Origin of the sequence: Bradyrhizobium sp. AUGA SZCCT0169 (assembly GCF_018130085.1) — a bacterium.
Taxonomy (GTDB): domain Bacteria; phylum Pseudomonadota; class Alphaproteobacteria; order Rhizobiales; family Xanthobacteraceae; genus Bradyrhizobium.
The window spans coordinates 220,905-244,871 of the sequence record NZ_JAFCMC010000002.1 but is presented as its reverse complement, the minus strand read 5'-3'; the positions used below and the strand labels follow the sequence as shown (position 1 = coordinate 244,871).

Here is a 23,967-nt window from a genome sequence, read left to right as displayed (position 1 = left end):
TCCCCTAACCGGCAATCAATCGCGTCGCCGAAGCCATCAATCCGGCGGCCGTGCAAAATTGCGTTTCGGCGTCCCGTGAGCCCCAGACTTATCGGCGCAGCAATCCGCCAAGTGCGCCGCGCACAATTGAGCGGCCGATCGAACTGCCAAGCGAGCCGCCGACCGATTTGCCGAGATCGGCGACAACACCACCGATCACCTTGTTAGTGACGGATCGCGTGACATCCCGCGCAATGACCTGGCCGGTCGACAACCGGCCGCGCTTGTTGTTGGTGCCGAAGATGGTGCCGACGATCCCGCCGATCTGTCCGAGGATTCCACCGCCACCACCGCCGTCATCCGATCCATCCGCCGGCGCGGCCGTTCCTGCCATGCGCTTCAGCAGCATCTCATAAGCGGAGTCAGCATCGACCGCAGTGTCGTATTTGCCCTTCACCGGGCTCTTGTTCATGAGCGCCTTGCGCTCCTCCGGCGTGATCGGGCCGATCCGTCCCGTCGGCGGCCGGATCATCACCCGCTCGACCATCGTCGGCGTGCCGCCGCCTTCGAGGAACGACACCAGCGCCTCGCCCTTGGCGAGCTCCATGATCACCCGTGCGGTGTCGAGCTTCGGATTGGGCCGGAACGTCTGCGCCGCAGCCGCCACCGCCTTCTGGTCGCGCGGCGTGAACGCGCGCAACGCGTGCTGCACGCGGTTGCCCAATTGCGCGAGCACCTTGTCCGGCACGTCGATCGGATTTTGCGTGACGAAATAAACACCGACGCCCTTGGAGCGGATCAGCCGCACCACCTGCTCGATCTTGTCCATCAGCGCCTTCGGCGCATCGGTGAACAACAGATGCGCCTCGTCGAAGAAGAACACCAGTTTCGGCTTCGGCAGGTCGCCGGCCTCAGGCAATTCCTCGAACAGTTCCGACAGCATCCACAACAGGAAGGTTGAGTAGAGTCGCGGGCTCTGCATCAGCTTGTCCGCGACGAGGATATTGACCATGCCGCGGCCATCGCTGTCGGTCTTCATGAAATCCTTCAGCGTCAGCGCCGGTTCGCCGAAGAATTTCGCTGCGCCCTGGTTCTCCAGCACCAGCAGCTGGCGCTGAATCGTGCCGACCGTCGCCTTTGAGACGTTGCCGAAGCCCTGCGCGGCCTTGCGGATCGGCGCCAACGGGTCTTCTTCCGCATCGGCAGCCTTCTTGCCGCCAGCCGGTACGATGGCATCGAGCAGCGCGCGGAGATCCTTCAGATCGATCAGCGTCAGTCCGTTCTCATCCGCGACACGGAACGCAACATTGAGGACGCCCTCCTGGACGTCGTTCAAATCGAGCATCCGGGACAGCAGCAACGGTCCCATTTCCGTTACGGTGGCCCGGACCGGATGGCCCTGCTCGCCAAACACGTCCCAGAATACGGTCGAGAACTGATCGGGCTGGAAGTTGAGCCCCATTTCGCCCGCGCGCTTCAGGATAAAGTCCTTGGCTTCGCCGACTTCGGAGATCCCGGACAGGTCACCCTTGATATCGGCTGCGAAAACCGGAACACCGGCGCGGGCAAACCCTTCCGCCATCACCTGCAGCGACACGGTCTTGCCGGTCCCGGTCGCGCCGGTAACGAGGCCGTGCCGATTAGCGAGTGCGAGCGTCAGCCACGCTGTCTGCTCGCCCTTGCCGATGAAAATCTTCTCATTGGTATCGGCTGTCTTGTTGTCGGGGGTCGCCATCACATCGCCTCTTCGCGCGCATCGGGAAAGTTTGGTCGCCAAGCAATGCCATCATATCGCATCCTGCCGGTCGATTGAAACCGTCCATGGACAAGGACATAGCCCGGGCCTTGCACACCCTGCCTCATACTTTTCTCTAACTCCGGTAGAAATACGTGGGCCGCAGTGCGGTAACATGGCGTGAATCCCGCATTCACTCTTGCATTGCTGCAACACTCGACGAGCGATCTAGGACGAAATCGCCTTCGCGCGCGCGGATCGCTTGTATTTCAGGTCGCAGACGCTCAAGATAAATTCACAAGGTACGACCCGGTAACAAACCGGCTGAGGGCGGGGCAATATGGACGAATTGATTGGACAGCTGGCCAGCAAGGCCGGCATCGATAGCGTTGTCGCTGAAAAAACCATCGGCATCGTTCTGGGTTTTCTCCGTAACGAGGGGCCTTCCGACAAGGTTCAGGCTCTGATCGATCAAATTCCAGGCGCCGAGGCTGCGATCGCGGCCTCGAACAGCAGCAGCGGGCTCTCCAGGTTGATGGGCGGCGGGCTGATGGCGCTCGGCACCAAGCTGATGGCGCTTGGTCTGGGCATGAACGAGATTCAGAACGTGGCGCGTGAACTTTTCAAGTTCGGCCGCGACAAAATCGGAGCGGACAAAATGGGCGAAATCATTTCGGGGACACCGGGGCTAAGCCAGTTCGCTTGAATCGCCCCCTTCGGCCGCGCACATTCTCTTGCATCGAGTATCATGACATATCCCCTATCCGAGATCGAAGGCTTGACCGCCTATTCTGCCTCGAAACTCAAATCGCTTGGCATTCGCACGACCGAAGCGCTGCTTGAAGCCGCCCGCACCGTCAAAGGACGCAAGGCGCTCGCCGCGAAGACCGGGATCAGTGAACAGCAACTGCTCGAATGGGCCAATTTCTCCGACTACATGCGGATTCCCGGGATGGGCAAGGCGAAGGTCGGGCTGGTGCGCGCTGCCGGCGTGCCGACGGTTCGCGAACTCGCGCTGCGTAACCCGGCGCGGCTCGCCCAGAACATGAAAGACGTCAATACCAAGCGTAAGCTGGTCCGCGTCATGCCCTCGGAGAAGTCGGTCGAGCAACTGATCGCCCAGGCGCGCAAGCTTCAGCCGAAAATCAGCTACTAAAAGTCGGCCAGCCGACATACGCTGGCGGGGTCCCGCGTCTTGACTCGCTGGCGCGGACCGCGCAAAGCGACCGCATGATCGCAACCATGTCCAGACCCGCCACCGCGGCCGGCCCGGCCGGTCATTTTGACCTGACGGCGCTGTTGTCACGGCCCTGCCCGGCCGTGATGGGCGTGCTGAACGTGACCCCCGACTCATTTTCCGATGGCGGACAGTTCGCTGCCCCCGAAAGCGCGCTTGCGCAGGCCCGCCGGATGGTCGCCGAAGGTGCCGACATCATCGACATCGGTGCGGAATCGACCCGACCCTACGGATCAGAACCGATCTCGGTAGAAGAAGAGTTGAAGCGATTGCAATCGGTGCTACCGGAGGTTGTTTCGCTTGGGGTTCCCGTCTCGATCGACAGCATGAAGTCGGCCGTCGTCGCCTGGGCGCTCGACCATGGCGCCGTCATCGCCAACGATGTCTGGGGGCTGCAGCGCGATGCCGGCATGGCCGGCCTGATCGCGGCGCGCCAAGTGCCCGTCGTCATCATGCACAACCGCGACAGCGCCGATCCCGCCATCGACATCATGAAGGATATCGTCTCCTTCTTCGCGCGATCGCTCGACATCGCCGCGAAGGCCGGTATTTCATCCGGCAAGATCGTGCTCGACCCCGGCATCGGCTTTGGCAAGACACCGGAACAGAGCATGACGGCCCTGGCGCGGCTGCATGAGCTGCAATCCTTCGGCCTGCCGCTGCTGGTCGGGGCCTCGCGCAAGCGCTTCATCAGCGTGGTGACGCCGTCGGAACCGCATCAGCGCCTTGGCGGCTCGATTGCCGCCCATCTGATTGCGGCGAAGGGCGGCGCGCGCATCATCCGCGCCCATGATGTTGCGGAAACCGTTCAAGCGCTACGCGTCGCAACCGCCATTGGGGAACTGCAGAGATGACCGATACGATCTTCATCACCGGCGTCGTCATCCATGCCCGCCATGGCGTGATGGAACACGAGACCGAAGTCGGCCAGCGCTTCGTGATCGATCTCGAACTTTCCGTCGACCTGTCGGAATCCTCGCGCACCGATCGCCTGTCCGACACCGTGTCCTATTCCAACGTGGTCGCGACCGCGACGGCGGCGTTCAAGAACACCAATTACAAACTGCTGGAACGTGCGGCCGGCGCCGTGGCCGATGCCATCCTGGCCGCGTTTCCGCGCATCAACGCGGTCGAGGTCACCGTCCACAAGCCGCACGCGCCGATCGCCGCGATCTTCGACGATGTCGGCGTGGTCTTGATGCGCACACGGCAGTCGCCCTGACATGGCTGATGTGCTGATCGCGCTCGGCGGCAATGTCGGCGACGTACGCGCGACATTCCGCAAAGCCATCTCCAACATCTGCGGCATGACGCAGGCGGCATTGCTGGCGCGGTCGTCGGATTACGCCACGCCGCCCTGGGGCAACGAAGCGCAGGCGCCCTTCATCAACGCCTGCATCGAAATCGACACCAGTCTCGATCCGCATGCGCTGCTGTTCACGCTGCACAAGATCGAGAAGAAATTCGGCCGCGACCGCGCCAACGAACAGCATTGGGGCCCGCGCACCCTCGACCTCGACCTGATCGCCTATGACGACGTCAGGATCGACAAGCCGGAGCTGACGCTACCGCATCCCCGGCTGTTCGAGCGCGCCTTCGTGCTGGTGCCGCTCGCCGAGATCGTGCCCGACCGTATCATCGCGGGACGCCGTGTCAGGGACGCGCTGACGGGGCTTTCGACCGACGGTATTTTGCGACTACCCGACCTCGACCAGCCCTGACCAGGCCCCGGGTGGCCTAAAACAACCGTTTGGCTTGGCGGCCGCCCCGTGGCAATTTCCGGCCAAATCAAGAGGCTACCCAAGGAAACTATTCAAGGAACCACTTTCTCGATGACCACGACCACTGACGAGCTGCGATTGGCCGCGGATTTTGCCCCCGCGCATTACGATGACTGGCGCAAGCTGGTCGACGGGGTGCTGAAGGGCGCGCCGTTCGAAAAACTGGTCGGCAAGACATCCGATGGATTGAAGATCGATCCGATCTACCCGCGCGCGCAAGGCGCCGCCCCGGTCGCAGGCCGCCCTGCGGCCGCGCCCTGGCAGATCATGCAGCGGGCCGATCATCCCGACGCCAAGGCGGCCAACGCGCAGGCGCTGCACGACCTCGAAAATGGCGCGACCGGGCTCACCCTCGTGTTCGCCGGCGCCAATGGTGCTTACGGCTTCGGGCTGGATCCTTCGCCGGAGGCTGTGGCGCAGATCCTCGACGGCATCTATCTCGATGCCGGCATCGGCGTTGAGCTTCAGATCGGCCCGCAGTCGCGGATGGCGGCCATCCATGTCGCGGAATATATCAAGGGCAAGGGGCTCGATCCTGCGTCCTGCGATATCCGTTTCGGGCTCGACCCGCTCGGCGCCGGCGCGGTGTGGGGATCCAGCCCCTATAGCTGGTCCGAGATCGTGCCCGCGGTCACCAGCGCCATCAAAGGCCTTGCCGCGCTCGGCTTCAAAGGTCCGCTGGCGGCTGCCGACGGGCGCGTGATCCACGATGCCGGCGGATCGGAAGTTCAAGAGCTGGCGTTTGTGCTGGCCGCAGGCGTCGCCTATCTGCGCGCGATCGAAACCGCCGGCATCCCGCTCGAAGACGCGCAGGGCATGGTCTATGCGCGGCTTTCCGCCGACGCCGATCAGTTCCTGACGCTGGCGAAATTCCGCGCCATCAGGCTGTTGTGGGCGCGGGTCGAACAGGCCTGCGGCCTCACGCCCAAACCATTGTTCGTCGCGGCCGATACCGCCTGGCGCATGCTGACGCAGCGCGACCCGTACGTGAACATGCTGCGGGCGACGATGGCAACCTTCTCCGCCGGCCTCGGCGGCGCCAACGCCATCACCGTGCTGCCGCATACGCTGGCGCTGGGCTTGCCCGATCCGTTCGCGCGCCGCGCCGCGCGCAACACGCAGCTGGTGCTGCTGGAAGAATCCAACCTCGCCAAGGTGTCCGATCCCGCCGCCGGCTCCGGCGGCATCGAAACGCTGACAAGACAGCTTTGCGAAGCGGCGTGGTCGTTATTCCAGGAGATCGAAAAGGCCGGCGGCCTGTTCGCCGCGCTCGAGCAGAACCTGATCCAGCGCAAGGTCGCTGCAACGCGCGCCGTGCGCGAGGCCAACATCGCCAAGCGCCGCGACGTACTGACCGGAGCCAGCGAATTTCCGAACCTGCACGAGGCGGAGACCGCGGTGCTGGATGCAACGCCGATTGCGCTGGCGCCCTATGGCGAAGCCAAATTTAAATTCGACGCGCTGCCGCCGATGCGGCTGGCGGCGCCGTTCGAAGCGTTGCGCGACAAATCCGACGCGAAGCTCAAGAGCGCGGGCGCACGGCCCAAGATTTTCCTCGCCAATCTCGGCACCCCGGCCGATTTCACCGCACGGGCGACATTTGCAAAAAGCTTCTTCGAGACCGGCGGCATCGAGGCCATCGATACGCAGGGCTTTGCCGATCCGGCGACGCTTGCCGCCGCATTCAAGGCCTCCGGCGCCGACGTGGCGTGCCTTTGTTCCTCCGACAAGGTCTATGCCGCCCACGCGCTAGCGGCCGCACAGGCCCTTCAAGCCGCCGGTGCAAGGCATATCTATCTGGCAGGCCGGCCCGGCGAGCAGGAAGCAGCACTACGGGCCGCCGGCGTCGGCGACTTCATTTTTGCCGGCGGCGATGCGCTCGCAATGTTGCAGGACGCCTGGAAGCGAATGGAGTGAGCATGGCATCGGAGAGAAAAGCTGTTTTGAGCGGCGGCTGCCAGTGCGGCGCCGTGCGTTTTGCGGTTTATGCGGGCCCGGTGAAAATCGGATTGTGCCACTGCCGCATGTGCCAGAAGGCCGTGGGCGGCCCTTTCATTTCGCTCGCCGAAGTCAAGCACGGCGACTTTGCGTGGACCCGCGGCAAGCCGGCAAGCTTTCGCTCGTCGACGATTGCCGAGCGCGACTTCTGCGCGGCGTGCGGGACGCCGCTCAGCTATCGAGCCGTCGACGCCGACGTCATTGAGCTGACCACCGGCAGCTTCGACCGGCCGGACCTCGTGGTTCCAACCTACGCCTCGGGAACCGAGTCCCATTTGGCCTGGGTCGGCAGGATCGGCGATCTGCCCGGCAAAAGCACGCGAGAGGGTATCGGCAGCGAAGTGCTCAGCCGTATCGTCAGCCACCAGCATCCGGACCGCGATTGAGGGGTGGCGTCCCCCCACGCTTCACAAGTGCTATATTGGTAACCCATGACCCGCATACCGAACTTCGCGAATATCGCTTTTGAATCCACCGCCGCAGCGCAGCCCGCCGGCGGCGCCGAGCCGTGGCTGACGCCCGAGGGCATCCTCGTCAAGCCCGCCTACAGCGAGGCCGATCTCGAAGGCATCGACTTCCTCGAGACCTGGCCCGGCATCGCGCCCTATCTGCGCGGCCCCTACCCGACCATGTATGTCAACCAGCCCTGGACGATCAGGCAATATGCCGGGTTCTCAACGGCGGAAGATTCCAACGCGTTCTACCGCCGCAACCTCGCGGCCGGACAAAAGGGTCTTTCGGTCGCATTCGATCTGGCGACGCACCGCGGTTATGACAGCGATCATCCGCGCGTCTCCGGCGACGTCGGCATGGCCGGCGTCGCGATCGATTCGATCTATGATATGCGCACGCTGTTTGCCGGCATCCCGCTCGACCAGATGAGCGTGTCGATGACCATGAACGGCGCGGTGCTGCCGATCCTGGCGCTGTTCGTTGCCGCCGCCGAGGAACAGGGCGTACCGCCGGAGAAGCTGTCGGGCACCATTCAGAACGACATTCTCAAAGAGTTCATGGTGCGCAACACCTACATCTATCCGCCCGCGCCCTCGATGCGGATCATCTCCGACATCTTCGCTTACACCTCGCAAAAGATGCCGAAATACAATTCGATTTCGATCTCCGGCTATCACATGCAGGAAGCCGGCGCGACGCAGGACCTCGAACTCGCCTACACGCTGGCCGACGGCGTCGAATATCTCCGCGCCGGACTGGCGGCGGGCCTCGACGTCGACCGCTTTGCGCCGCGGCTGTCGTTCTTCTGGGCCATCGGCATGAACTTCTTCATGGAAGTGGCAAAGATGCGCGCGGCGCGCCTCTTGTGGGCCAAGCTGCTGACGCAGTTCAACCCGAAAGACCCGCGCTCACTGTCGCTGCGTACGCATTGCCAGACCTCGGGCTGGTCGCTGACCGCGCAGGACGTCTTCAACAATGTGATGCGCACCACCATCGAGGCGATGGCGGCAACGCAAGGCCACACGCAGTCGCTGCACACCAACGCGCTCGACGAGGCGCTCGCGCTGCCGACCGATTTCTCGGCGCGCATTGCCCGCAACACGCAATTATTCCTGCAACAGGAAAGCGGCACCAACCGCATCATCGATCCCTGGGGCGGCTCCTATTATGTCGAACGGCTAACCCGCGATCTCGCCGCCAAGGCCTGGGGCCATATCCAGGAAGTCGAGGCGCTCGGCGGCATGGCGAAGGCGATCGAGGCCGGCGTGCCCAAGCTGCGGATCGAGGAAGCTTCCGCCAAGACGCAGGCGCGGATCGACGCCGGACGGCAGGCGGTGATCGGCGTCAACAAGTTCAAGCCGGTCAACGAGGCCGCCATCGACGTGCTGAAGGTGGAAAACTCCACCGTGCGCCGCCTGCAGATCGACAAGCTCAAGCGGCTGCGCTCCGAGCGCAGCCAGAAGGACGTGGACCAGGCCTTGGCGGCATTGACGCGCTCGGCCGGCGAAGGCAACGGCAACCTTTTGGCGCTCGCGATCGATGCGGCGCGCGCCAAGGCCACCGTCGGCGAAATCTCGGACGCGATGGAGAAGGTGTTCGGACGGCATCGCGCGGAAATCAAATCCATCACCGGCGTCTACAAGCGGGAGGCGTCCACCATGTCCAATCGGGTCGAAAAAGTGCAGGCGCTGATCGATGCGTTCGAGGATGCCGAGGGCCGCCGCCCCCGTATTCTGGTCGCCAAGATCGGCCAGGACGGCCACGACCGCGGCCAGAAGGTGATCGCGTCAGCCTTTGCCGACGTCGGCTTCGACGTCGATATCGGGCCGCTGTTTGCCACCGCCGACGAAGCCGCGCGGCAGGCGGTCGAGAACGACGTGCATATCCTCGGCGTCTCCTCGCTGGCGGCCGCCCATCTCACCGCGGTGCCGGAATTGAAGGCCGCGCTGAAGAAGCAAGGCCGCGAGGATATCATGATCATCATCGGCGGCGTGGTGCCGCCGCAGGATTACGAGGCGCTCTACAAGGCCGGCGCCGAAGCAATCTTCCCGCCGGGCACCGTGATCGCCGACGCCGCCGAAGAGCTGATCCACAAGCTCAATGCAAGGCTGGGGCACAGCGAGGCGGCGGAGTAGCCTCACCCAGCGCGGCGCTCCAATGCCCGCTCCAGCGAATGGGTCCACTCCGGTATCCAGGACTGAAACAGCGCCCGCCAGCGATCGGCATCCTCTGGCGCGGTGTCGAGCACGACGTCCCATTCAATGAAGGTCCGGTCGCCCTCGACGATTGGCAGCAGGTGCATGGTGCCCTCGTAGCGCGTCGGTCCTGGCGCTTGCGGCAGAAGACCTGATGGAAACGGGAACGGTTCGATGCCGGCATAGGTCAGGCTGTGCTGCGCGTCGGAATGGCGAGCCAGGCGTTGCCGGATCCAGCTGCCGAGATAGCAGAAGCGCCTGATGGCGCCGACCTCGTCGCCGCCCTTGTCGTCCTCGATGACGCTTTCGCTCACGCCATCGATATAGGCCGGATAATTGTTGAAATCGCGGATCAGCGACCACACGGTAGCAAGCGGATAATCCAGCACGGTGCTGTAATAGGCTGTCGTCATGTTACCTCCGCAGTCGATCGCGGCTGTCCTGTGACGCCGCGTATGGACACCTATCCGCGCCTCCTGATCGCCACCACCCGATTTCCGGATGTGTCGTGATCTCCCACCGGCGATCATCCGGCATCATCGCGTAACGCCTTGCGAGCGCAGCGCAAAGCCGCCTAGAATGCCGCATCACAAGAGCGCCCGCTGTCAGGGACGCCGCAGGGAGGATTACATGACCAAAATTACGCGCCGCGCATTTGCGGCTTCAACCGCCGCAGCAGCGGCCGTCGCGGGTTTTGGATTCAAGCCGGCTCTGGCGCAGGCTTATCCGGCACGGCCGGTGACCGTGATCGTGCCATGGGGCGCCGGCGGCGGCACCGATGCGACCGCGCGTATCGTGGCGGCGCTCTTGGAGAAGGATCTCGGGCAGCCGTTCAACGTGGTCAATCGCACCGGCGGCTCCGGCGTGGTCGGCCATTCCGCCATCGCAACCGCGCCGCCCGACGGCTACACCATCGGCATGCTGACGGTGGAGATCTCGATGATGCACTGGCAGGGACTGACGGAACTGGCGCCAAAGAGCTACACGCCGCTGGCTCTGATGAACGAGGACCCGCCCGGCATCCAGGTCCCTTCAGCGTCGCCCTACAAGACCGTGAAGGAACTCGCCGACGCCATCAAGGCAGCGCCCGTCGGCAAGTTCAAAGCCTCGGGCACCGGTCAGGGTGGCATCTGGCATCTGGCGCTGGTCGGCTGGATGCAGGCGCTCGGACTTCCTGCAAATCAGGTGGCCTGGGTGCCGTCGAACGGTGCCGCGCCCGCGATGCAGGATCTCGCGGCAGGCGGTCTCGACCTGACCACCTGCTCGGTGCCGGAAGCGCGCGCGATCATCGAAGCCGGCAAGGCGCGCAGCCTCGCCATCATGGCGCCCAAGCGCAACCCGTCTTTCCCTGACGTGCCGACGCTGAAGGAGTCGATGGGCATCGACTATGCAACAGGCGCGTGGCGCGGCATTGCGGGTCCGAAGGGCCTGCCTGCGGATATCGCGACCAAGCTCACGGCTTCACTGAAGAAGGTCTACGACTCCAAGGACTTCAAGGACTTCATGAGCAATCGCGGTTTCGGAACGGTGTGGGGCGACGCGACGGAATTCGCGGCATTCATGGACAAGGGCGACGCCCAAATGGGCGAGGCGATGAAGGCTGCCGGCCTCTCCAAGGCCTGATCGATCCCACCGGTTCACTTGCTCGGAAATCCGTGGGGCTCGTTTCATGCGTCTTCCCGATCAAGTCACGGGATTGTTTCTTGTTGGCCTCGGAGCGGCGGCTGCCTATGGCGGCTGGCTGCTGCCGCCCGTGCCCGGTCAGCCCGTGGGCCCCAATATCTTTCCGCTGGTGATCGGATCGGGTCTCGCGCTTTGCGGGCTTGCGATCGCTCTCGGCATCGGCCGTACCTTCGAAGAGGAAGAAGAGATTGTTCCGCTCGAGCCCGGACAAGCGCGGCCGCCCACCGGCAGGCTTTACGGCCTGCGCGCACTGTTACCGCCGGCACTGCTGTTGTTCTACGTGGCGGTCGCAGACCGATTGGGGTTCATCATCACGGCCGCGCTGATCGTGTTCGTGACGTCGACCGCGCTCGGCGCGCGCTGGAAGCTTTCGCTGCCGCTCGCGGTGATGGCACCGATTGTCATCCATCTGATTTTCAGCAAGCTGCTGCGCGTGCCGCTCCCGGCCGGGCTGTTGCCGATGCCGTGGTGACCCATGCTTAACACCCTGATTGAAGCGTTCGCACTCATTTCCACCTGGGAAGTCATCATCGCGATGCTTGCGGCATCGGTCTATGGCCTTGTCATCGGGTCGCTACCCGGCCTGTCCGCGACGATGGCGACCGCCCTGCTGGTCCCGGTTACGTTCTATTTGTCACCGATCGCCGCGATTGCGACCATCGTGGCGGCGTCCACGATGGCGATCTTCTCCGGCGACATCCCCGGCGCGTTGCTTCGCATTCCGGGTACTCCCGCCTCGGCAGCGTACGCGGACGAAGCCTATGCCATGACCCGCAAGGGAGAAGCCGAACTGGCGCTTGGCGCCGGCGTATGGTTCTCCGCCGTTGGCGGTATCGCGGGCACGCTCTCGCTGATGATCCTCGCGCCGCCGCTTGCCGAGATCGCGCTGTCGTTCTCGACCTTCGAATACTTCTGGCTCGCATTCCTGGGCCTGATGTGCGCGACGCTGGTCGCGCGCTCTTCGCCCGTAAAGGCCATCGCGGGCATGTTCATCGGTCTGCTTGTCGCCTGCATCGGGATCGAAAATCCCGGCGGCGTGCCTCGCTTCACGTTTGGAATGACCAATCTGTTCGGCGGCATCGAGCCGATCCCGGCACTGGTTGGGGTATTTGCCGTGGCGCAAGTCATGCGTGCCATGCTGACGCCGGAACCGCCGCCAATCCCAAAGCGCAAGTTCGGAAGCATCATGGCGGGCCAGTGGAGGCTCACCAGGAAGTATCGCTGGCAGATGACACGCGGGAACATCATCGGCATCATCATCGGGGTGCTGCCGGGCGCCGGTGCCGACATGGCCGCGTGGGTCAGCTACGCGATGTCCAAGCGCTTCTCGAAGGAGCCCGAGAAGTTCGGAACAGGCCACGTTGAGGGCTTGGTCGAAGCCGGCGCCAGCAACAACGCCAGCATCGCGTCGGGTTGGGTGCCGTCGCTGCTGTTCGGCATTCCCGGCGACACCATCGCGGCCATCGCCATCGGCGTGCTCTACATGAAGGGATTGAACCCCGGCCCGACGCTGTTCACCGAGAAGGCGTCGAGCATGTATGCGATTTATCTCATGTTCATCATCGCCAACATCATCATGATTCCGCTGGGCATCGTCATGATCCGTCTGGCGACTTACGTGTTGCGCGCCCCCCGTTCCTCCGTCATGCCCTTCATCATGCTGTGCTGCGCGGTCGGTTCGTTCGCCATCGGCAACAACATGTTCGGCGTCGTGACCGTCGCGGCTTTCGGAATCATTGGTTACGTCATGGAAGCCAACGGTTATCCGGTCGCCGCCATGGTGCTCGGTATCGTGATGGGCACCATGATCGAGCAGAGTTTCGTGACTTCGCTGATCAAGTCCGACGGCAGCGTGTTGCCGTTCTTCGAGCGACCGATTTCCGCGATCCTCGCCGCCTTGGCGATCGGTGCGTTGATTTGGCCGGTGCTGATCTGGGGGTGGCGACGGCTCAAGGCGGCTTCGCCCGCCGCCGCGCCCCGCTGACGCTCCACACGATCCCCTCGCCTGCACCGCGCAGCCGTTGTAAACCAAGGCATGAACCGGCCGATTGCTCCCCCCGATATCGACAAGCTCGCCACGGACCTGCGTGCCGGCAGCCGCGCCGCGCTGGCGCGCGCGATCACCCTGATCGAGAGCCGCCGCGGCGACCATCAAGCCGCCGCGCGCGATCTGGTGCAGGCGCTGCTGCCCGACACCGGCAAGGCGGTGCGGGTCGGCATCACCGGTTCCCCTGGGGTCGGCAAGTCAACTACCATCGATGCGCTCGGCATGTTTCTAATCGAGGGCGGCCACAAGGTCGCGGTGCTGGCGGTGGACCCGTCCTCGGCGCGGACCGGCGGCTCCATTCTCGGCGACAAGACGCGGATGGCGCGATTGTCCGCCTCCGACGACGCCTTCATCCGGCCCTCGCCTGCGTCAGGCACGCTCGGCGGGGTCGCCGCGAAAACCCGCGAGGCGATGTTGTTGTGCGAAGCGGCCGGCTTTGACGTGGTGCTGGTGGAGACGGTCGGCATCGGCCAGTCCGAGACCGCGGTCTGCGACATGACCGACTTCTTCCTGGCGCTGATGCTGCCCGGCGCCGGCGACGAATTGCAGGGCATCAAGAAGGGCCTGGTCGAACTCGCCGACATGATCGCGGTCAACAAGGCCGATGGCGACAATATCAAGCGCGCCAATCTCGCCGCCGCAGAATATCGCGGCGCGCTGCATATTCTAACGCCCCGTTCGGAGCACTGGCATCCGCCGGTGCTGACCTATTCGGCGCTGACCGGCACCGGCATGGACACGCTGTGGCAGAAGATCCTCGATCACCGCACCGCCATGAATGCCTCGGGCGAATTCGCAGGCCGGCGGCGCGAGCAGCAGGTGAAATGGATGTGGTCGATGCTGGAGCAACGGATGATGGCGCGGCTGCGCGCCGACCCCGCGATTCGCGCCCGGGTGAAAAAGACTGAGGCGGAGGTCGCCGACGGGCGCATCACGCCGGCGCTTGCGGCCGAACAGATCGCGGAGATGCTGCGGTGAACGACAGGCTTCGCATTCTCGTCACCGGCTTCGGTCCGTTTCCGGGCGCGCCGTATAATCCAACGCAGGCGCTGGTCGAGCGGCTGTTGCGGCTGCGCCGTCCGGCCTTCGCCGACGTGGAAGTATCGAGTCACATCTTTCCCGTGACCTATAAAGCGGTCGATCTCGAATTGCCGCAAGCGCTCGCAAAACACCGGCCGCAGGCAATACTGATGTTTGGCCTCGCGGGCCGCACCAAGCATGTCAGGATCGAGACCCGCGCGCGCAACGCCGTCACGTTGCTGTGGCCCGATGCGGCGCAAACCCGCGTCCGCAAGGGATCGATCGGGCTCGGCCCGGATGCGATGCGGTTCGGCCCGCATACGCTGCGGCTGCTGCACGCCGCGCAGGCGACCGGCATCGACGCACGGCCGTCGCGCGATGCCGGGAGTTATCTTTGCAATTATTTGAGCTGGCGCGCGATCGAGGCCGCCGCCACCAACGACCATCTCCGCCTGGCGTCGTTCGTGCATATCCCGCCGCTCGCACGCGGCGGCGCATTGCGGCGCAAGGGCAACGCACGCATCACGCTCGATGAACTGGTCGATGCGGGCGAGGCGATGCTGCTGGAGATGGTGGTGCTGGCGCGACAGGCAGTGCTGAATTCGTAGGGCGGGCAAAGCGTAAGCGTGCCTACCATTCGTTTCGCGTAAGAAATGGTGGGCACGGCGCTGGCGCGCCTTTGCCCGCCCTACGGCCTACGACTGATCTACCCAGGATTAACCCTACCCCCAACAATGGCCCTGTTCCGCCCTCGCGTTCATCATGCGCCGGCCCATTTTCGCGCTAGCTTTGGCCTGCGAATGCCATGACCTGCATTGCGCGAGGATATCGAATCATGGACGCAAAACGCCGCCAGTTCATGGGCGTTTCCGCCGCCGGCATTGCCGGCGCGTTGGCGATGTCGCCGGACGCTGCGCGCGCGGCGCCGCCGGCCTCGACGTTCGGGCGCGACGCCACGCAATATGGCGTGCGTCCTGGCAACCCCGACGATCAAACCAAGGTATTGCAGCGCGCGATCGATGAAGCCGCGCGGGCGCAGGTGCCGCTGTCGCTGCCGCCGGGCGTCTACCGCACCGGCCTGCTCCGTCTGCAAAACGGCTCGCAACTGGTCGGTGTGCGCGGCGCGACCAAATTTGTCTTCAGTGGCGGCGCATCGATGCTGCAGAGCGAGGGCGCCGGCGGCATCGGGCTATCAGGCATCACGTTCGACGGCGGCGCCATTCCGCTGCCGACGCGGCGTGGCCTTGTCCATTGCGCGGGCGGTCGCGATGTCCGCATCACCGACTGCGAAATCACCGCCAGCGGCGGCAACGGCATCTGGCTCGAGCAGGTCTCGGGCGACATCAGCGGCAACATCTTCACCAGGATCGCGACCACGGCGGTGGTGTCGTTTGATGCAAAGGGCCTGATCGTCTCGCGCAACACCATCATCGACACCAACGACAACGGCATCGAAATCCTGCGGACGGCGATCGGCGATGACGGCACGCTGGTCCTGGACAACCGTATCGAGGACATCAAGGCCGGGCCCGGCGGTTCCGGCCAGTACGGCAACGCCATCAACGCCTTCCGCGCCGGCAACGTGATCGTGCGCGGCAACCGCATCCGCAATTGCGACTATTCGGCGGTGCGCGGCAATTCGGCGTCCAACATCCACATCACGGATAACAGCGTCAGCGATGTCCGCGAGGTCGCGCTGTATTCGGAATTCTCGTTCGAAGGTGCTGTGATCGCCAACAACACCGTCGACGGCGCCGCCGTCGGCGTCTCCGTCTGCAATTTCAACGAGGGCGGCCGCATCGCGGTCGTGCAGGGCAACGTCATCCGCAATCTGTTGCCGAAGCGGCCGGTCGGCACCATTCCGGACGATGACGCGGGCATCGGCATTTATGTCGAGGCGGACAGTTCTGTGACCGGCAATGTGATTGAGAACGCCCCCTCCTTCGGGATCATCGCCGGCTGGGGCAAATATCTGCGCGATGTCGCCATCACGGGCAATGTGATCCGCAAGGCCTTTGTCGGGGTCGGCGTGTCTGTCGTGCCGGGCGCCGGCACGGCGCTGGTCAACAACAACATGATTTCGGGAACCCCGCGCGGCGCCGTGGTCGGCCTCGACCACGCCCGCGCCATCACGACCGACCTGTCCGCCGAAGGCGCCCAGCGTTACGCCCAGGTGGTGATCGGGACAAATGCGGTGCGCAGGTAGTCTTTGTTTGACGCGTTTTCTTGACGCGAACCGGTATCCACCCCGGACAAGTCCGGGGCAGGCTTTCGCTTGAAAACGCTATGTCGCTACAGCGCGTTGCGCAGCAGCGGGTAGCGATCCCTGATCGCGTCAAGATCCAGCGTCGGTGGTGAGAGATCGTCCAACGCCGGCGCGTCGGGCACCGAGGGCGCTTCGGCGGAATCGGCAAGCACGCTTTCCAGCGCGACCAGGACATCGCCCGGGACATCGCGGGTTGGTAATTCGGCATCGACTCGCAGCGGCCGCGGCGCTGGCGGAAGCCGATCGCGCAGCAACCTGTGTTCAGTCGAGTGGCGACGTCCGAGCCAGGACAGATCGACGGCGGTGTTATCGAGCGAGGCCTCGCGCGTCTCCAGTTTGCGCCAGAGTTCGACCGCTTCCTTGGCTTCCCGGATATTTTCGAGAAATGCGTCTTCGGTATGAAAGCGCCGCCAGCGCCCGGTCTCGAACAGTTCGGTGAGGTAATCCAGCCGCTGCTCCGCAAGATTGCACCAGCGCGCAACGATATCGCGGCCACGTGCCACGTCTGCATGATGTGTCATAAACCTGCCCGTAAGGAGAAGAACGGACGCAGACGCAACAGAGGCGAATCAACTGGACGTGGTGGGGATATTCTGTGGAAAACTTCTTGATTGTCCAGTACGTGACATTACGGGACACGCCCCGGTGCAAGAAACCCGCATGAATGCAGGGTTACTCGCGCTATCGACCGTCAAGCCGTTCGACGGCATGGCCGCGTTGCGCGGACTCGCGGTGATTTCACGGACGGCAACGCGGGTCGATGAGCTCTCGCTCAGAAACGGGGTGTTGAAAAGAAAAGACCCGTCCGGGGGGACAACCGGACGGGTCAAGCCATATGGGCGCTTGGGGTGGATGGGCGCTCGCGCCGAATACAGCCGATGGGGAGGGATAACCGCTCCCACATTCATTAGTCGCAGCAGCTTCGCGGGACGTTCAAAAGGCCGATCGATTTTTTTAACTTTTTATTCGGGCGAGCCGGCCGAAATCACCGCGTAGCGGGGCGATTAACGGTGTTTGCGGCCGATTTCTCGGACGCCATCGACGGCGCCGAGTCGTTCATCGCTCTGCTCACGGAAGCGTTATCGGCGGGAGCCGGCGCCTTCTGAGATCCCGGCGCCCCCGAAACCGCAGCGAGCGGTACAGCAGGCGCGGCCGTCGAGGCGGTGACGGCAGCGAAAGCATCGACCTCGCCCGCCCCGAACATATCGTCACGGCCGGGCGCGCCAAGGTCGCGGGCGGTCTTCGTCAGGATCGCGCGCAGATCGTTCGGCTTCAACGCAGGATTGCGCTCCAGCATCAGGGCGGCAACGCCGCTGACAAAGGCGGCGGAAAACGAGGTACCCGAGGTGATCTGGTATTTATCGTCCGGCGCCGGCAGGAAGATATCCGCGCCGGGCGCTGCGATGGCGATATGGACACCGCGGTTCGATGCCGCAAACAGCTTTGCCTGCGAGTCGGTTCCGCTCACCGCAATGACGTTCGGATTGGCGGCGGGATAGAGCGCCGGCGATTTGGCTCCGGCATTGCCGGCGGCGGCCACCATCAGGATCCCCCTGGAAGCGGTCGCGGCAACGCCGCGCTCGATCAAGGGATCCTTCGGTCCTGCAAAACTCATGTTGATGATCTGCGCACCGTGCTCGGCCGCATAGTCCAGCCCCTTGAGGATCACATAGGAAGTGCTCTCAGCACCATTTGCGCCGCTGCCGAACGCACGGATCGCCAATAGCCGCGCCTCCGGCGCGCTTCCCATCAGCTTGCCATGCGCCACGATCGCGCCCGCAATGCCGGTACCGTGGACGTGCGGGCCTTCCTTGCTGCCGAGCGCATCGAAACTGTCGGCAACCGAATTGACGAGTTCGGGATGTTTGACGTCAACGCCTGAATCGATCACCGCAATGGTGACGTTCATGCCGCGGACCAGCTTGTGCGCCTGTGGCAACCGAAGCTGGGCGACCGCGTATTGCGCGGCGTCGCCCTCGCTCATCGAGCGCTTCTGATCCTGCAGCATATAGCGGAAATTGAGCTGCACCGACTTCACGCCGCCGGCGCTGTCAGCGGCGAACTCACGGCGGACGACGTCCACCGGGCGCTGATCGATGATCCGGAACAGGCCGATGGTGCCGCCGATCAGCGGGAATTCCTGCGAGGAGAGCCGCTCGAGGCCGTGACGCCGGGCCAGTTCGTCGGCCTGCGCCGGCGATAGCGCACTGTCGATCTCGGCCACCAGTTCGTTCGGGATCGCGCGCGTGTCGATCGCGGCCGCCTGCGGCGGCGCGTTGTTGCGCGGAGCGTTATTGCCCTTCTTGGCCGAGCCGCCGCTGCCGCCGCCATCGACCGAAAGGACCGGGCGGTCGAAGCATTCGCCGTCAGGGCCGCGATTGGCGTATTGGCAGACCGGATAGAGGTTGGGTGAAAAACGCAGCGGAAGCGTCGGATCCACACCGACACGGGAAATCTCGGGACGCCCGTTCGGTGTCCGCCCTACCAACGTCCCGCCTCCGCCGTGCGTGGTCGGCGGAACGCGCGCGATGACCCCGGGACCGGGCCGGGTCGTGACGACAGGCCGGTTCACAATGACAGGGCGATTCGTGATAACTGGCCGGTTCGTGATGACGGGACGGCCCGTGATGGCCGGATTGACCCGCGCCCCGACGGTTGGGTTGATTCTGGTCGTTGCGGACGGATTGATTGTCGGCACCCGGGAATTGACGTTCAGGCTCGGCGTGCGCATGATGGCTTGCGCGTCGGCGACCGAACCGCCGAACAGCACAAGCGGCAGCGCCATCGCCGACAAAGCCCATGCCGCGCGCTGCGCCCTTATCCGCCAATTCACGCGAGCATCGACCATGGGACCTCGGCTTGGTCAGGCGACCGACGCCTTACGGCGTCGGCACCGCAAGATTGACGATCTTCTCACCTTGCAACTTGTTCATCAGGTTCGTGACTTCATCCTTGCCCAGCGCCCGGTTGCCGAACTGCAGCCGGAACATGCCGCCCTTGGCGCCATCGACGATCGAAGCCTGATAATTGTCCAGGAGCGCGTTGATGTCGGCGATGCGCGCGTCAGGGTTAAACCGCACCAGCGCGCGCGGTGGCACCGCGGCACCAAGTTCGCGGGTAAGGGGCGCCGCCGTCTGATTCAGGCTCAGCGAAGCCGTTTGAAAGGAAGCAGTCTGGTTCTTCATCAGCACCGCGCCGATCACCCCGGCCTGCAACAGCAGCGCAACAGCGCCGAGGCTCGCCGACCAGGCCAGCGTCCGCGGCGAAAGCTTTGTGAAGAATTCCGCGATCCGCGTCGAGAGATTGATCGACACCGACGGCTTGCGCTCGGGCTCGCCGTCGATCGCCGCGAACAGCTTCTGCATGGCGCGCGCGGACGGCGCACCCAGGCTTTCGTTGAGATGAATGGTCTCGGCATATTCTTCCTGGATCACGGCATATTGCCGGGCCAGGTCGGGATCGCCGGCGAGCGCCTCATCGACGCGACGCGCATCGCGCGCGTTCAACGTGCCGGCCGCATGGAATGGCAGCAGCATCTCGATTTCGCCGGGCTCTTGATCCAGCATTTTCTTGCTCATCGCCATCATGGCCAACCTCGCTCAATGCCGGCTGCCTTGAGCAGTTCGGCCAATTTCTTGCGCGCATAAAACAGACGCGTCTTGACGGTGTTTTCCGGAATTCCGACGATTTCGGCCACCTCTTCCACGGACTTCTCGTGGTAGTAGACGAGATCGACGATCTCCCGATGCTCAGGCGAAAGTGATGTCAGGCACTTGCGCAACGCATCACTGGTATCTTTCTTCTGAACCACCACTTCCGGATCATCGGACGTATCCTCGATCGCGTTCGCGGTCTCATCGTCCAGTCCAACATCCTTCCGGCGCCTAAGTGCCGACAGGGCCTTGAACCGCGTAATCGCCAGCAGCCAGGTGGTAACAGCGGATCGGCCTTCGAACTTGCCAGCCTGGCGCCACACATCGAGAAACACCTCACTGATGAGGTCTTCCGCAACCTGTTCGTCCCTGACGAGCCGAAGCCCGAAACGGAACACCCTGACATGGTGCCTTCCGTAAAGCACCTGCATGGCGAGCCGGTCGCCTTGAGCGATCCGAGCGATCAGAATTTCGTCTGAAGCCGCCTGTGCCGCACTCAATTGCCGTCTCGCAAGGTTGGTCGGGGGGAGATGGCGGAGGGTTCGATGGCCGAGGCAAGATTCTTCACATTACGGCAATGACCGGACTGCATGTGTGATCTACCCCACAGAGGATCGCCGGACGGCCGAGATGCCGACGAGAACGAACGAAGGCCCGGAATTGGTACCATAATACGGAATTGCTTTCCTAGAGGTTGCACCACCCGTTGCGACCTTACCAAGGCTCGGTCCGCAAGGCAGCATCTGCGTACAAGTTGAGCTGCCACGCAACGGTCGCGGCCGCCCGAATCCGCCAAATTTCCGTTGCGAAACAGGACAATGGAGGTGTTTTAACGGACCAGATTCGGTTCCAAAAGATACCAAACCTAAAGGCTTTCCCACTTAGATTTTTGCCGAGTTCCATCAACGGCGAGTCCATGGGCACCGCGGCCTCCTCATTCGTGAATCCGGCCGATCTGGATGGCGTCGGTCCCCAGCCGGCGGCGAAGGCGCTTGCCCGGCGCGCCAAGCAGCGTCGCCAGATCCTGATCATGATCGGGGCCAGCTACATCATCGACGCCGGGGTCTTGCTGCTGTATGCGCAAGCCGGTTCGACGCCCCTCATGATCGCCCCGGCCTATGCCGCTTCCGGCCTGACCCTGGTGATTTTCAGCCTCATCCTTTCGGAATTCGGGTTCAACGAGCGCTTCAAGGATCATTATCTGGTCGCCCCGCAGGCGACCATCTGCATGCTGATTGCCCTGGCGTTCACCTATCTGGCGCCCGAAGTCGGCGGCATGTTCCTCTGCACCCTGTTCATCGTGTTCAGCTTCAGTTCGCTGCGCTCGATCCCTGCGCAGACCATGATGATCTGGACGGCGATGACGATCGGCCTCGCCGGGCTGTTCCTGTTGACCGACAAGCCGATCTCGATGCCGCATGGCAGTCACCTCGAGCGCTTTGCCACCTTGCTGGTGTTCGTCCTGACCATCGGACGCTGCATGTTCTTAGGCATCTTCTCCAGCTCGCTGAAGCAATCGCTGTATCAGAGCGGGCTGAAACTCAAGGAAGCCTACAAACGGATCGAGGAGCTCGCCGAACTCGACGAACTCACGGGATCGTATAACCGCCGCTGCATCATGCGGATGCTGGATGAAGAGATCGCCCGCGCCGGCCGCAATGACGCACCCTGCTCGATCGCATTGATCGATCTCGACTGGTTCAAGCGCATCAACGACGCCTTTGGTCATCCGACCGGCGACGAGGTGCTGCGGACTTTCGCCATCACCATGTTCGCCAACATCCGTGGCATCGACCGCTTTGGCCGCTACGGCGGCGAGGAATTCCTGCTGGTGCTGCCCGGCATGAGCACCGACAATGCCGTGCGTGCACTCGACCGGCTGCGCGGGATCATTGCGGAGCTCGACTGGAGCGCATTCTCGCCCGACATGAACGTGACCATTTCCGGAGGCGTCGCGACGCTGAAGCCGGAGGAAACCCCGGACCTGTTTCTCGCCCGCGCCGACAGCGCGCTTTACGCAGCCAAGGCACAGGGACGCAACCGCATCGCCAGCGCCTGAACCGGCCATTTCAGTTGTTCCGGCGACGGAGAATCCATCGCCGGGCTTTTGCTCCAGGATAGAGTCATATGAGTTCGAAGTCCGCTATCGCCCCCATGAGCCTGCTCGACGAACTGCAGACCACGCTCGCGCACGGGACTGTCGCCCGCCGGGTCGAAACCTTGCGCCGGGTGACCGACCTTTTCATCAACGGCGCAGTGGACTTTTCGGACGAACAGGTCGGGCTGTTCGACGATGTCTTCCGGTGCCTGATCGATCACATCGAGACCTCAGCCAAGACATTGCTGGCCAACCGCCTCGCGCCGGTCGACACCGCGCCGCCGCTGACGATCCGGGCATTGGCGTTCGACGACGTGATCGAGGTTGCCGGACCCGTGCTGTCGCAATCGGCGCGGCTCGACGACGAGACCCTGATCGAGAATGCGCGCAGCAAAAGCCAGGCGCATTTGATGGCGATCTCGACACGAAAAGTGTTGAGCGGCGCGGTCACCGACGTGCTGGTCCAGCGCGGCAATGATGCGGTGGTCCAGAGCACCGTCAACAATCCGGGCGCCGAATTCACCGAGCGCGGCTTCACGCAGCTGGTCAACCGCGCCGAGGGATACGACAATCTCGCGACCTGCGTCGGCCTGCGTCCGACGATTCCGCGACATCTGTATTTGAAGCTGCTGGCCAAGGCCTCCGACGCGGTCCGGCAGCGGCTGGAGGCGGCCAACCCGCAAATGGCGGCGCAGGTGCCGACCGCCGTCAAGGAGGCGACGCGGCGCGCGCGCTCCGCATCGTCTGCGATCACCAGAAACACCGAGATTGCCCACGCGCTGGTCAAATCGCTGTACCAGGACGGCCGGCTCGACGAATTCCAGGTGGCGTCATTTGCCGAGGCCGGTAAATTCGACGAAGCCAACGCCTCCATCGCGGCATTGGCCAACGTGCCGGTGGCGATCGCCGAGAACATGATGATCGAAACCCGCGCCGAAGGCGTGATGATCCTGGCGAAGGTGGCGAGCCTGTCATGGTCCACCGTCCGGGCGATCATCAACATGCGCGACGAGTTGTCGGGTGGCGAGCCGACCGACATCGCGGCGTGCAAGGACACCTATGAGCGGCTGCGGCCATCGACTGCCCAGCAGGTGCTGCGCTTCCACCGCATGCAGCAAAACGCGCCCGCGAAGTGAGCCACAAAGTTCGCGTTGTCCCGGCGAACGCCGAGACGACAAAAGCATCAGAACCTGAGCAGTTTCGATCCGGCGAGCGCGCCGATCGCCGTGACCAACGCAGTCGAGAGCGTGTACCAGGTCGCGACGAACAGTGGTGAATCATCGGTGCAATGCGACGCGTAGAGGGTCGCAGCCAATCCCGCCGACAACATTCCGGCGATGGCGCCGGCCACAGCAGGCCGCGCCGGCGCGCCGTGACGCAGGCCAATCAGCGCGCCTGCCAGGATCGGCAATGACAGCAGCGGGATCGCCGTCATGCACATCCGCGAATTGTTGCCCATCAGCCGCGTCATCATCGGCAGCCGCTGCGGCATCATCATCTCGCCGCCGATGCCTGCGGTCAGAAGCCCGGCCGGAATCAACAGCAGCCAGCCGAAGCCGCGCAGTGAGGCTTCCGGCCGCGACAGATGCAGGCTGACGGCGATGGCCGCAGCCGCCAATGCCAGCGTCACCGCGAATTTCAGGTCGAAGAACGGATTGCGCATCGCGGTCATCACGTCGGGCCGGATGCCAAGCTCGGTGAAGAACATCAAAAGCGAGACGGGAGCCGCCGCCAGCAGCGCCAGCATCAGCGCAAATCCGACCGGCCGCGCGCGATGCGCGTTGTCGGCCGCCAGGGTTTTGATGAGCTGATCGGTATCCAT

General features: G+C 63.8%; 24 protein-coding genes. 17 read left to right on the top strand and 7 right to left on the bottom strand.

The annotated features are described in order from the left end of the window. Positions 1-88 precede the first annotated feature (88 nt). The gene (locus JQ609_RS03150; protein ID WP_212205352.1) at positions 89-1,714 is read right to left on the bottom strand and encodes a helicase HerA-like domain-containing protein; all 1,626 of its coding nucleotides are present in this window, start codon (positions 1,712-1,714) and stop codon (positions 89-91) included. Positions 1,715-2,054: 340 nt separating this feature from the next. Between JQ609_RS03150 and JQ609_RS03145 the strand changes: the two genes are divergently transcribed. The 8 genes from JQ609_RS03145 to scpA all read left to right on the top strand — a co-directional run bounded on the left by JQ609_RS03145 (position 2,055) and on the right by scpA (position 9,318). Next, on the top strand, positions 2,055-2,420 hold the full coding sequence (locus JQ609_RS03145; protein WP_212205350.1) for a DUF2267 domain-containing protein: 366 nt from the start codon (positions 2,055-2,057) through the stop codon (positions 2,418-2,420). Positions 2,421-2,462: 42 nt separating this feature from the next. Then, on the top strand, positions 2,463-2,870 hold the full coding sequence (locus JQ609_RS03140; RefSeq protein ID WP_212271972.1) for a DUF4332 domain-containing protein: 408 nt from the start codon (positions 2,463-2,465) through the stop codon (positions 2,868-2,870). A 74-nt stretch (positions 2,871-2,944) separates the two neighbouring features. After that, positions 2,945-3,805: a dihydropteroate synthase gene (folP, locus tag JQ609_RS03135; RefSeq protein ID WP_212271971.1), complete on the top strand. Its 861-nt coding sequence runs from the start codon at positions 2,945-2,947 to the stop codon at positions 3,803-3,805. Next, a complete protein-coding gene (gene folB / locus JQ609_RS03130) occupies positions 3,802-4,173 on the top strand; it encodes a dihydroneopterin aldolase (protein WP_212205344.1) in 372 nt (123 codons plus the stop codon). Before folP ends, folB begins: the two co-directional genes overlap by 4 nt. Before the next feature lies 1 nt (position 4,174). Next, positions 4,175-4,672, top strand: coding sequence for a 2-amino-4-hydroxy-6-hydroxymethyldihydropteridine diphosphokinase (folK, locus tag JQ609_RS03125; protein ID WP_212271970.1), 498 nt, complete (start codon positions 4,175-4,177; stop codon positions 4,670-4,672). A gap of 111 nt (positions 4,673-4,783) precedes the next feature. Further along, positions 4,784-6,649, top strand: coding sequence for a methylmalonyl-CoA mutase family protein (locus JQ609_RS03120; RefSeq protein ID WP_212271969.1), 1,866 nt, complete (start codon positions 4,784-4,786; stop codon positions 6,647-6,649). Positions 6,650-6,651: 2 nt separating this feature from the next. Further along, on the top strand, positions 6,652-7,116 hold the full coding sequence (locus tag JQ609_RS03115; protein WP_212271968.1) for a GFA family protein: 465 nt from the start codon (positions 6,652-6,654) through the stop codon (positions 7,114-7,116). 45 nt (positions 7,117-7,161) lie between these two features. Beyond that, a complete protein-coding gene (gene scpA, locus JQ609_RS03110) occupies positions 7,162-9,318 on the top strand; it encodes a methylmalonyl-CoA mutase (RefSeq protein ID WP_212271967.1) in 2,157 nt (718 codons plus the stop codon). Between the two features lie 2 nt (positions 9,319-9,320). Here the strand turns inward: scpA and JQ609_RS03105 are convergent, their stop codons facing one another. Further along, the gene (locus JQ609_RS03105; protein WP_212271966.1) at positions 9,321-9,791 is read right to left on the bottom strand and encodes an SRPBCC family protein; all 471 of its coding nucleotides are present in this window, start codon (positions 9,789-9,791) and stop codon (positions 9,321-9,323) included. A 217-nt stretch (positions 9,792-10,008) separates the two neighbouring features. On the opposite strand from JQ609_RS03105, the gene JQ609_RS03100 reads away from it, so the two are divergent. The 6 genes from JQ609_RS03100 to JQ609_RS03075 all read left to right on the top strand — a co-directional run bounded on the left by JQ609_RS03100 (position 10,009) and on the right by JQ609_RS03075 (position 16,334). Beyond that, positions 10,009-11,001, top strand: a complete 993-nt coding sequence (locus JQ609_RS03100) for a tripartite tricarboxylate transporter substrate binding protein (protein ID WP_212271965.1) — start codon at positions 10,009-10,011, stop codon at positions 10,999-11,001. 46 nt (positions 11,002-11,047) lie between these two features. Further along, a complete protein-coding gene (locus tag JQ609_RS03095) occupies positions 11,048-11,533 on the top strand; it encodes a tripartite tricarboxylate transporter TctB family protein (RefSeq protein ID WP_212271964.1) in 486 nt (161 codons plus the stop codon). 3 nt (positions 11,534-11,536) lie between these two features. Beyond that, a complete protein-coding gene (locus JQ609_RS03090; RefSeq protein WP_212271963.1) occupies positions 11,537-13,045 on the top strand; it encodes a tripartite tricarboxylate transporter permease in 1,509 nt (502 codons plus the stop codon). A gap of 51 nt (positions 13,046-13,096) precedes the next feature. Further along, positions 13,097-14,086 carry a methylmalonyl Co-A mutase-associated GTPase MeaB gene (gene meaB / locus JQ609_RS03085; RefSeq protein ID WP_212271962.1) on the top strand — a complete coding sequence of 330 codons (990 nt, stop codon included), beginning with the start codon at positions 13,097-13,099 and terminating at the stop codon, positions 14,084-14,086. Continuing rightward, a complete protein-coding gene (locus JQ609_RS03080) occupies positions 14,083-14,736 on the top strand; it encodes a pyroglutamyl-peptidase I (protein ID WP_212271961.1) in 654 nt (217 codons plus the stop codon). Before meaB ends, JQ609_RS03080 begins: the two co-directional genes overlap by 4 nt. 227 nt (positions 14,737-14,963) lie before the next feature. After that, positions 14,964-16,334, top strand: coding sequence for a TIGR03808 family TAT-translocated repetitive protein (locus JQ609_RS03075; RefSeq protein WP_212271960.1), 1,371 nt, complete (start codon positions 14,964-14,966; stop codon positions 16,332-16,334). An 86-nt stretch (positions 16,335-16,420) separates the two neighbouring features. Here JQ609_RS03075 and JQ609_RS03070 read toward each other — a convergent pair whose 3' ends face one another. Next, positions 16,421-16,915, bottom strand: coding sequence for a TIGR03809 family protein (locus JQ609_RS03070; protein ID WP_212271959.1), 495 nt, complete (start codon positions 16,913-16,915; stop codon positions 16,421-16,423). Between the two features lie 139 nt (positions 16,916-17,054). Here JQ609_RS03070 and JQ609_RS03065 point away from each other — a divergent pair, with 139 nt between their 5' ends. Continuing rightward, positions 17,055-17,390, top strand: a complete 336-nt coding sequence (locus tag JQ609_RS03065) for a hypothetical protein (RefSeq protein ID WP_212271958.1) — start codon at positions 17,055-17,057, stop codon at positions 17,388-17,390. Here the strand turns inward: JQ609_RS03065 and JQ609_RS03060 are convergent. From JQ609_RS03060 to JQ609_RS03050, 3 genes are read right to left on the bottom strand one after another with little or no spacing between them, the layout of a single operon-like run. Then, on the bottom strand, positions 17,380-19,242 hold the full coding sequence (locus JQ609_RS03060; RefSeq protein WP_409411158.1) for a S8 family serine peptidase: 1,863 nt from the start codon (positions 19,240-19,242) through the stop codon (positions 17,380-17,382). The two genes, JQ609_RS03065 and JQ609_RS03060, sit on opposite strands and share 11 nt — an antisense overlap. Before the next feature lie 31 nt (positions 19,243-19,273). Continuing rightward, positions 19,274-19,981: a hypothetical protein gene (locus tag JQ609_RS03055; RefSeq protein WP_212205316.1), complete on the bottom strand. Its 708-nt coding sequence runs from the start codon at positions 19,979-19,981 to the stop codon at positions 19,274-19,276. After that, positions 19,978-20,547 (bottom strand): sigma-70 family RNA polymerase sigma factor, encoded by a 570-nt coding sequence (locus JQ609_RS03050; RefSeq protein ID WP_212205314.1) that lies wholly within the window; start codon positions 20,545-20,547, stop codon positions 19,978-19,980. Before JQ609_RS03050 ends, JQ609_RS03055 begins: the two co-directional genes overlap by 4 nt. Before the next feature lie 416 nt (positions 20,548-20,963). Between JQ609_RS03050 and JQ609_RS03045 the strand changes: the two genes are divergently transcribed. Together JQ609_RS03045 and JQ609_RS03040 are read left to right on the top strand one after the other, a co-directional pair. Then, positions 20,964-22,106 carry a GGDEF domain-containing protein gene (locus JQ609_RS03045; RefSeq protein ID WP_212271957.1) on the top strand — a complete coding sequence of 381 codons (1,143 nt, stop codon included), beginning with the start codon at positions 20,964-20,966 and terminating at the stop codon, positions 22,104-22,106. Between the two features lie 68 nt (positions 22,107-22,174). After that, positions 22,175-23,281, top strand: coding sequence for a DUF2336 domain-containing protein (locus JQ609_RS03040; RefSeq protein WP_212271956.1), 1,107 nt, complete (start codon positions 22,175-22,177; stop codon positions 23,279-23,281). 47 nt (positions 23,282-23,328) lie between these two features. Here JQ609_RS03040 and JQ609_RS03035 read toward each other — a convergent pair whose 3' ends face one another. Then, positions 23,329-23,967 carry an NrsF family protein gene (locus JQ609_RS03035; RefSeq protein ID WP_212205310.1) on the bottom strand — a complete coding sequence of 213 codons (639 nt, stop codon included), beginning with the start codon at positions 23,965-23,967 and terminating at the stop codon, positions 23,329-23,331.

What these genes read in the sequence shown, in the direction of transcription:
- JQ609_RS03150 (WP_212205352.1), bottom strand. Translation starts at nt 1,714, where the DNA reads ATGGCGACCCCCGACAACAAGACAGCCGATACCAATGAGAAGATTTTC.
- JQ609_RS03145 (WP_212205350.1), top strand. Translation starts at nt 2,055, where the DNA reads ATGGACGAATTGATTGGACAGCTGGCCAGCAAGGCCGGCATCGATAGC.
- JQ609_RS03140 (WP_212271972.1), top strand. Translation starts at nt 2,463, where the DNA reads ATGACATATCCCCTATCCGAGATCGAAGGCTTGACCGCCTATTCTGCC.
- folP (WP_212271971.1), top strand. Translation starts at nt 2,945, where the DNA reads ATGATCGCAACCATGTCCAGACCCGCCACCGCGGCCGGCCCGGCCGGT.
- folB (WP_212205344.1), top strand. Translation starts at nt 3,802, where the DNA reads ATGACCGATACGATCTTCATCACCGGCGTCGTCATCCATGCCCGCCAT.
- folK (WP_212271970.1), top strand. Translation starts at nt 4,175, where the DNA reads ATGGCTGATGTGCTGATCGCGCTCGGCGGCAATGTCGGCGACGTACGC.
- JQ609_RS03120 (WP_212271969.1), top strand. Translation starts at nt 4,784, where the DNA reads ATGACCACGACCACTGACGAGCTGCGATTGGCCGCGGATTTTGCCCCC.
- JQ609_RS03115 (WP_212271968.1), top strand. Translation starts at nt 6,652, where the DNA reads ATGGCATCGGAGAGAAAAGCTGTTTTGAGCGGCGGCTGCCAGTGCGGC.
- scpA (WP_212271967.1), top strand. Translation starts at nt 7,162, where the DNA reads ATGACCCGCATACCGAACTTCGCGAATATCGCTTTTGAATCCACCGCC.
- JQ609_RS03105 (WP_212271966.1), bottom strand. Translation starts at nt 9,791, where the DNA reads ATGACGACAGCCTATTACAGCACCGTGCTGGATTATCCGCTTGCTACC.
- JQ609_RS03100 (WP_212271965.1), top strand. Translation starts at nt 10,009, where the DNA reads ATGACCAAAATTACGCGCCGCGCATTTGCGGCTTCAACCGCCGCAGCA.
- JQ609_RS03095 (WP_212271964.1), top strand. Translation starts at nt 11,048, where the DNA reads ATGCGTCTTCCCGATCAAGTCACGGGATTGTTTCTTGTTGGCCTCGGA.
- JQ609_RS03090 (WP_212271963.1), top strand. Translation starts at nt 11,537, where the DNA reads ATGCTTAACACCCTGATTGAAGCGTTCGCACTCATTTCCACCTGGGAA.
- meaB (WP_212271962.1), top strand. Translation starts at nt 13,097, where the DNA reads ATGAACCGGCCGATTGCTCCCCCCGATATCGACAAGCTCGCCACGGAC.
- JQ609_RS03075 (WP_212271960.1), top strand. Translation starts at nt 14,964, where the DNA reads ATGGACGCAAAACGCCGCCAGTTCATGGGCGTTTCCGCCGCCGGCATT.
- JQ609_RS03070 (WP_212271959.1), bottom strand. Translation starts at nt 16,915, where the DNA reads ATGACACATCATGCAGACGTGGCACGTGGCCGCGATATCGTTGCGCGC.
- JQ609_RS03065 (WP_212271958.1), top strand. Translation starts at nt 17,055, where the DNA reads ATGAATGCAGGGTTACTCGCGCTATCGACCGTCAAGCCGTTCGACGGC.
- JQ609_RS03060 (WP_409411158.1), bottom strand. Translation starts at nt 19,242, where the DNA reads ATGGTCGATGCTCGCGTGAATTGGCGGATAAGGGCGCAGCGCGCGGCA.
- JQ609_RS03055 (WP_212205316.1), bottom strand. Translation starts at nt 19,981, where the DNA reads ATGATGGCGATGAGCAAGAAAATGCTGGATCAAGAGCCCGGCGAAATC.
- JQ609_RS03045 (WP_212271957.1), top strand. Translation starts at nt 20,964, where the DNA reads ATGGGCACCGCGGCCTCCTCATTCGTGAATCCGGCCGATCTGGATGGC.
- JQ609_RS03040 (WP_212271956.1), top strand. Translation starts at nt 22,175, where the DNA reads ATGAGTTCGAAGTCCGCTATCGCCCCCATGAGCCTGCTCGACGAACTG.
- JQ609_RS03035 (WP_212205310.1), bottom strand. Translation starts at nt 23,967, where the DNA reads ATGGATACCGATCAGCTCATCAAAACCCTGGCGGCCGACAACGCGCAT.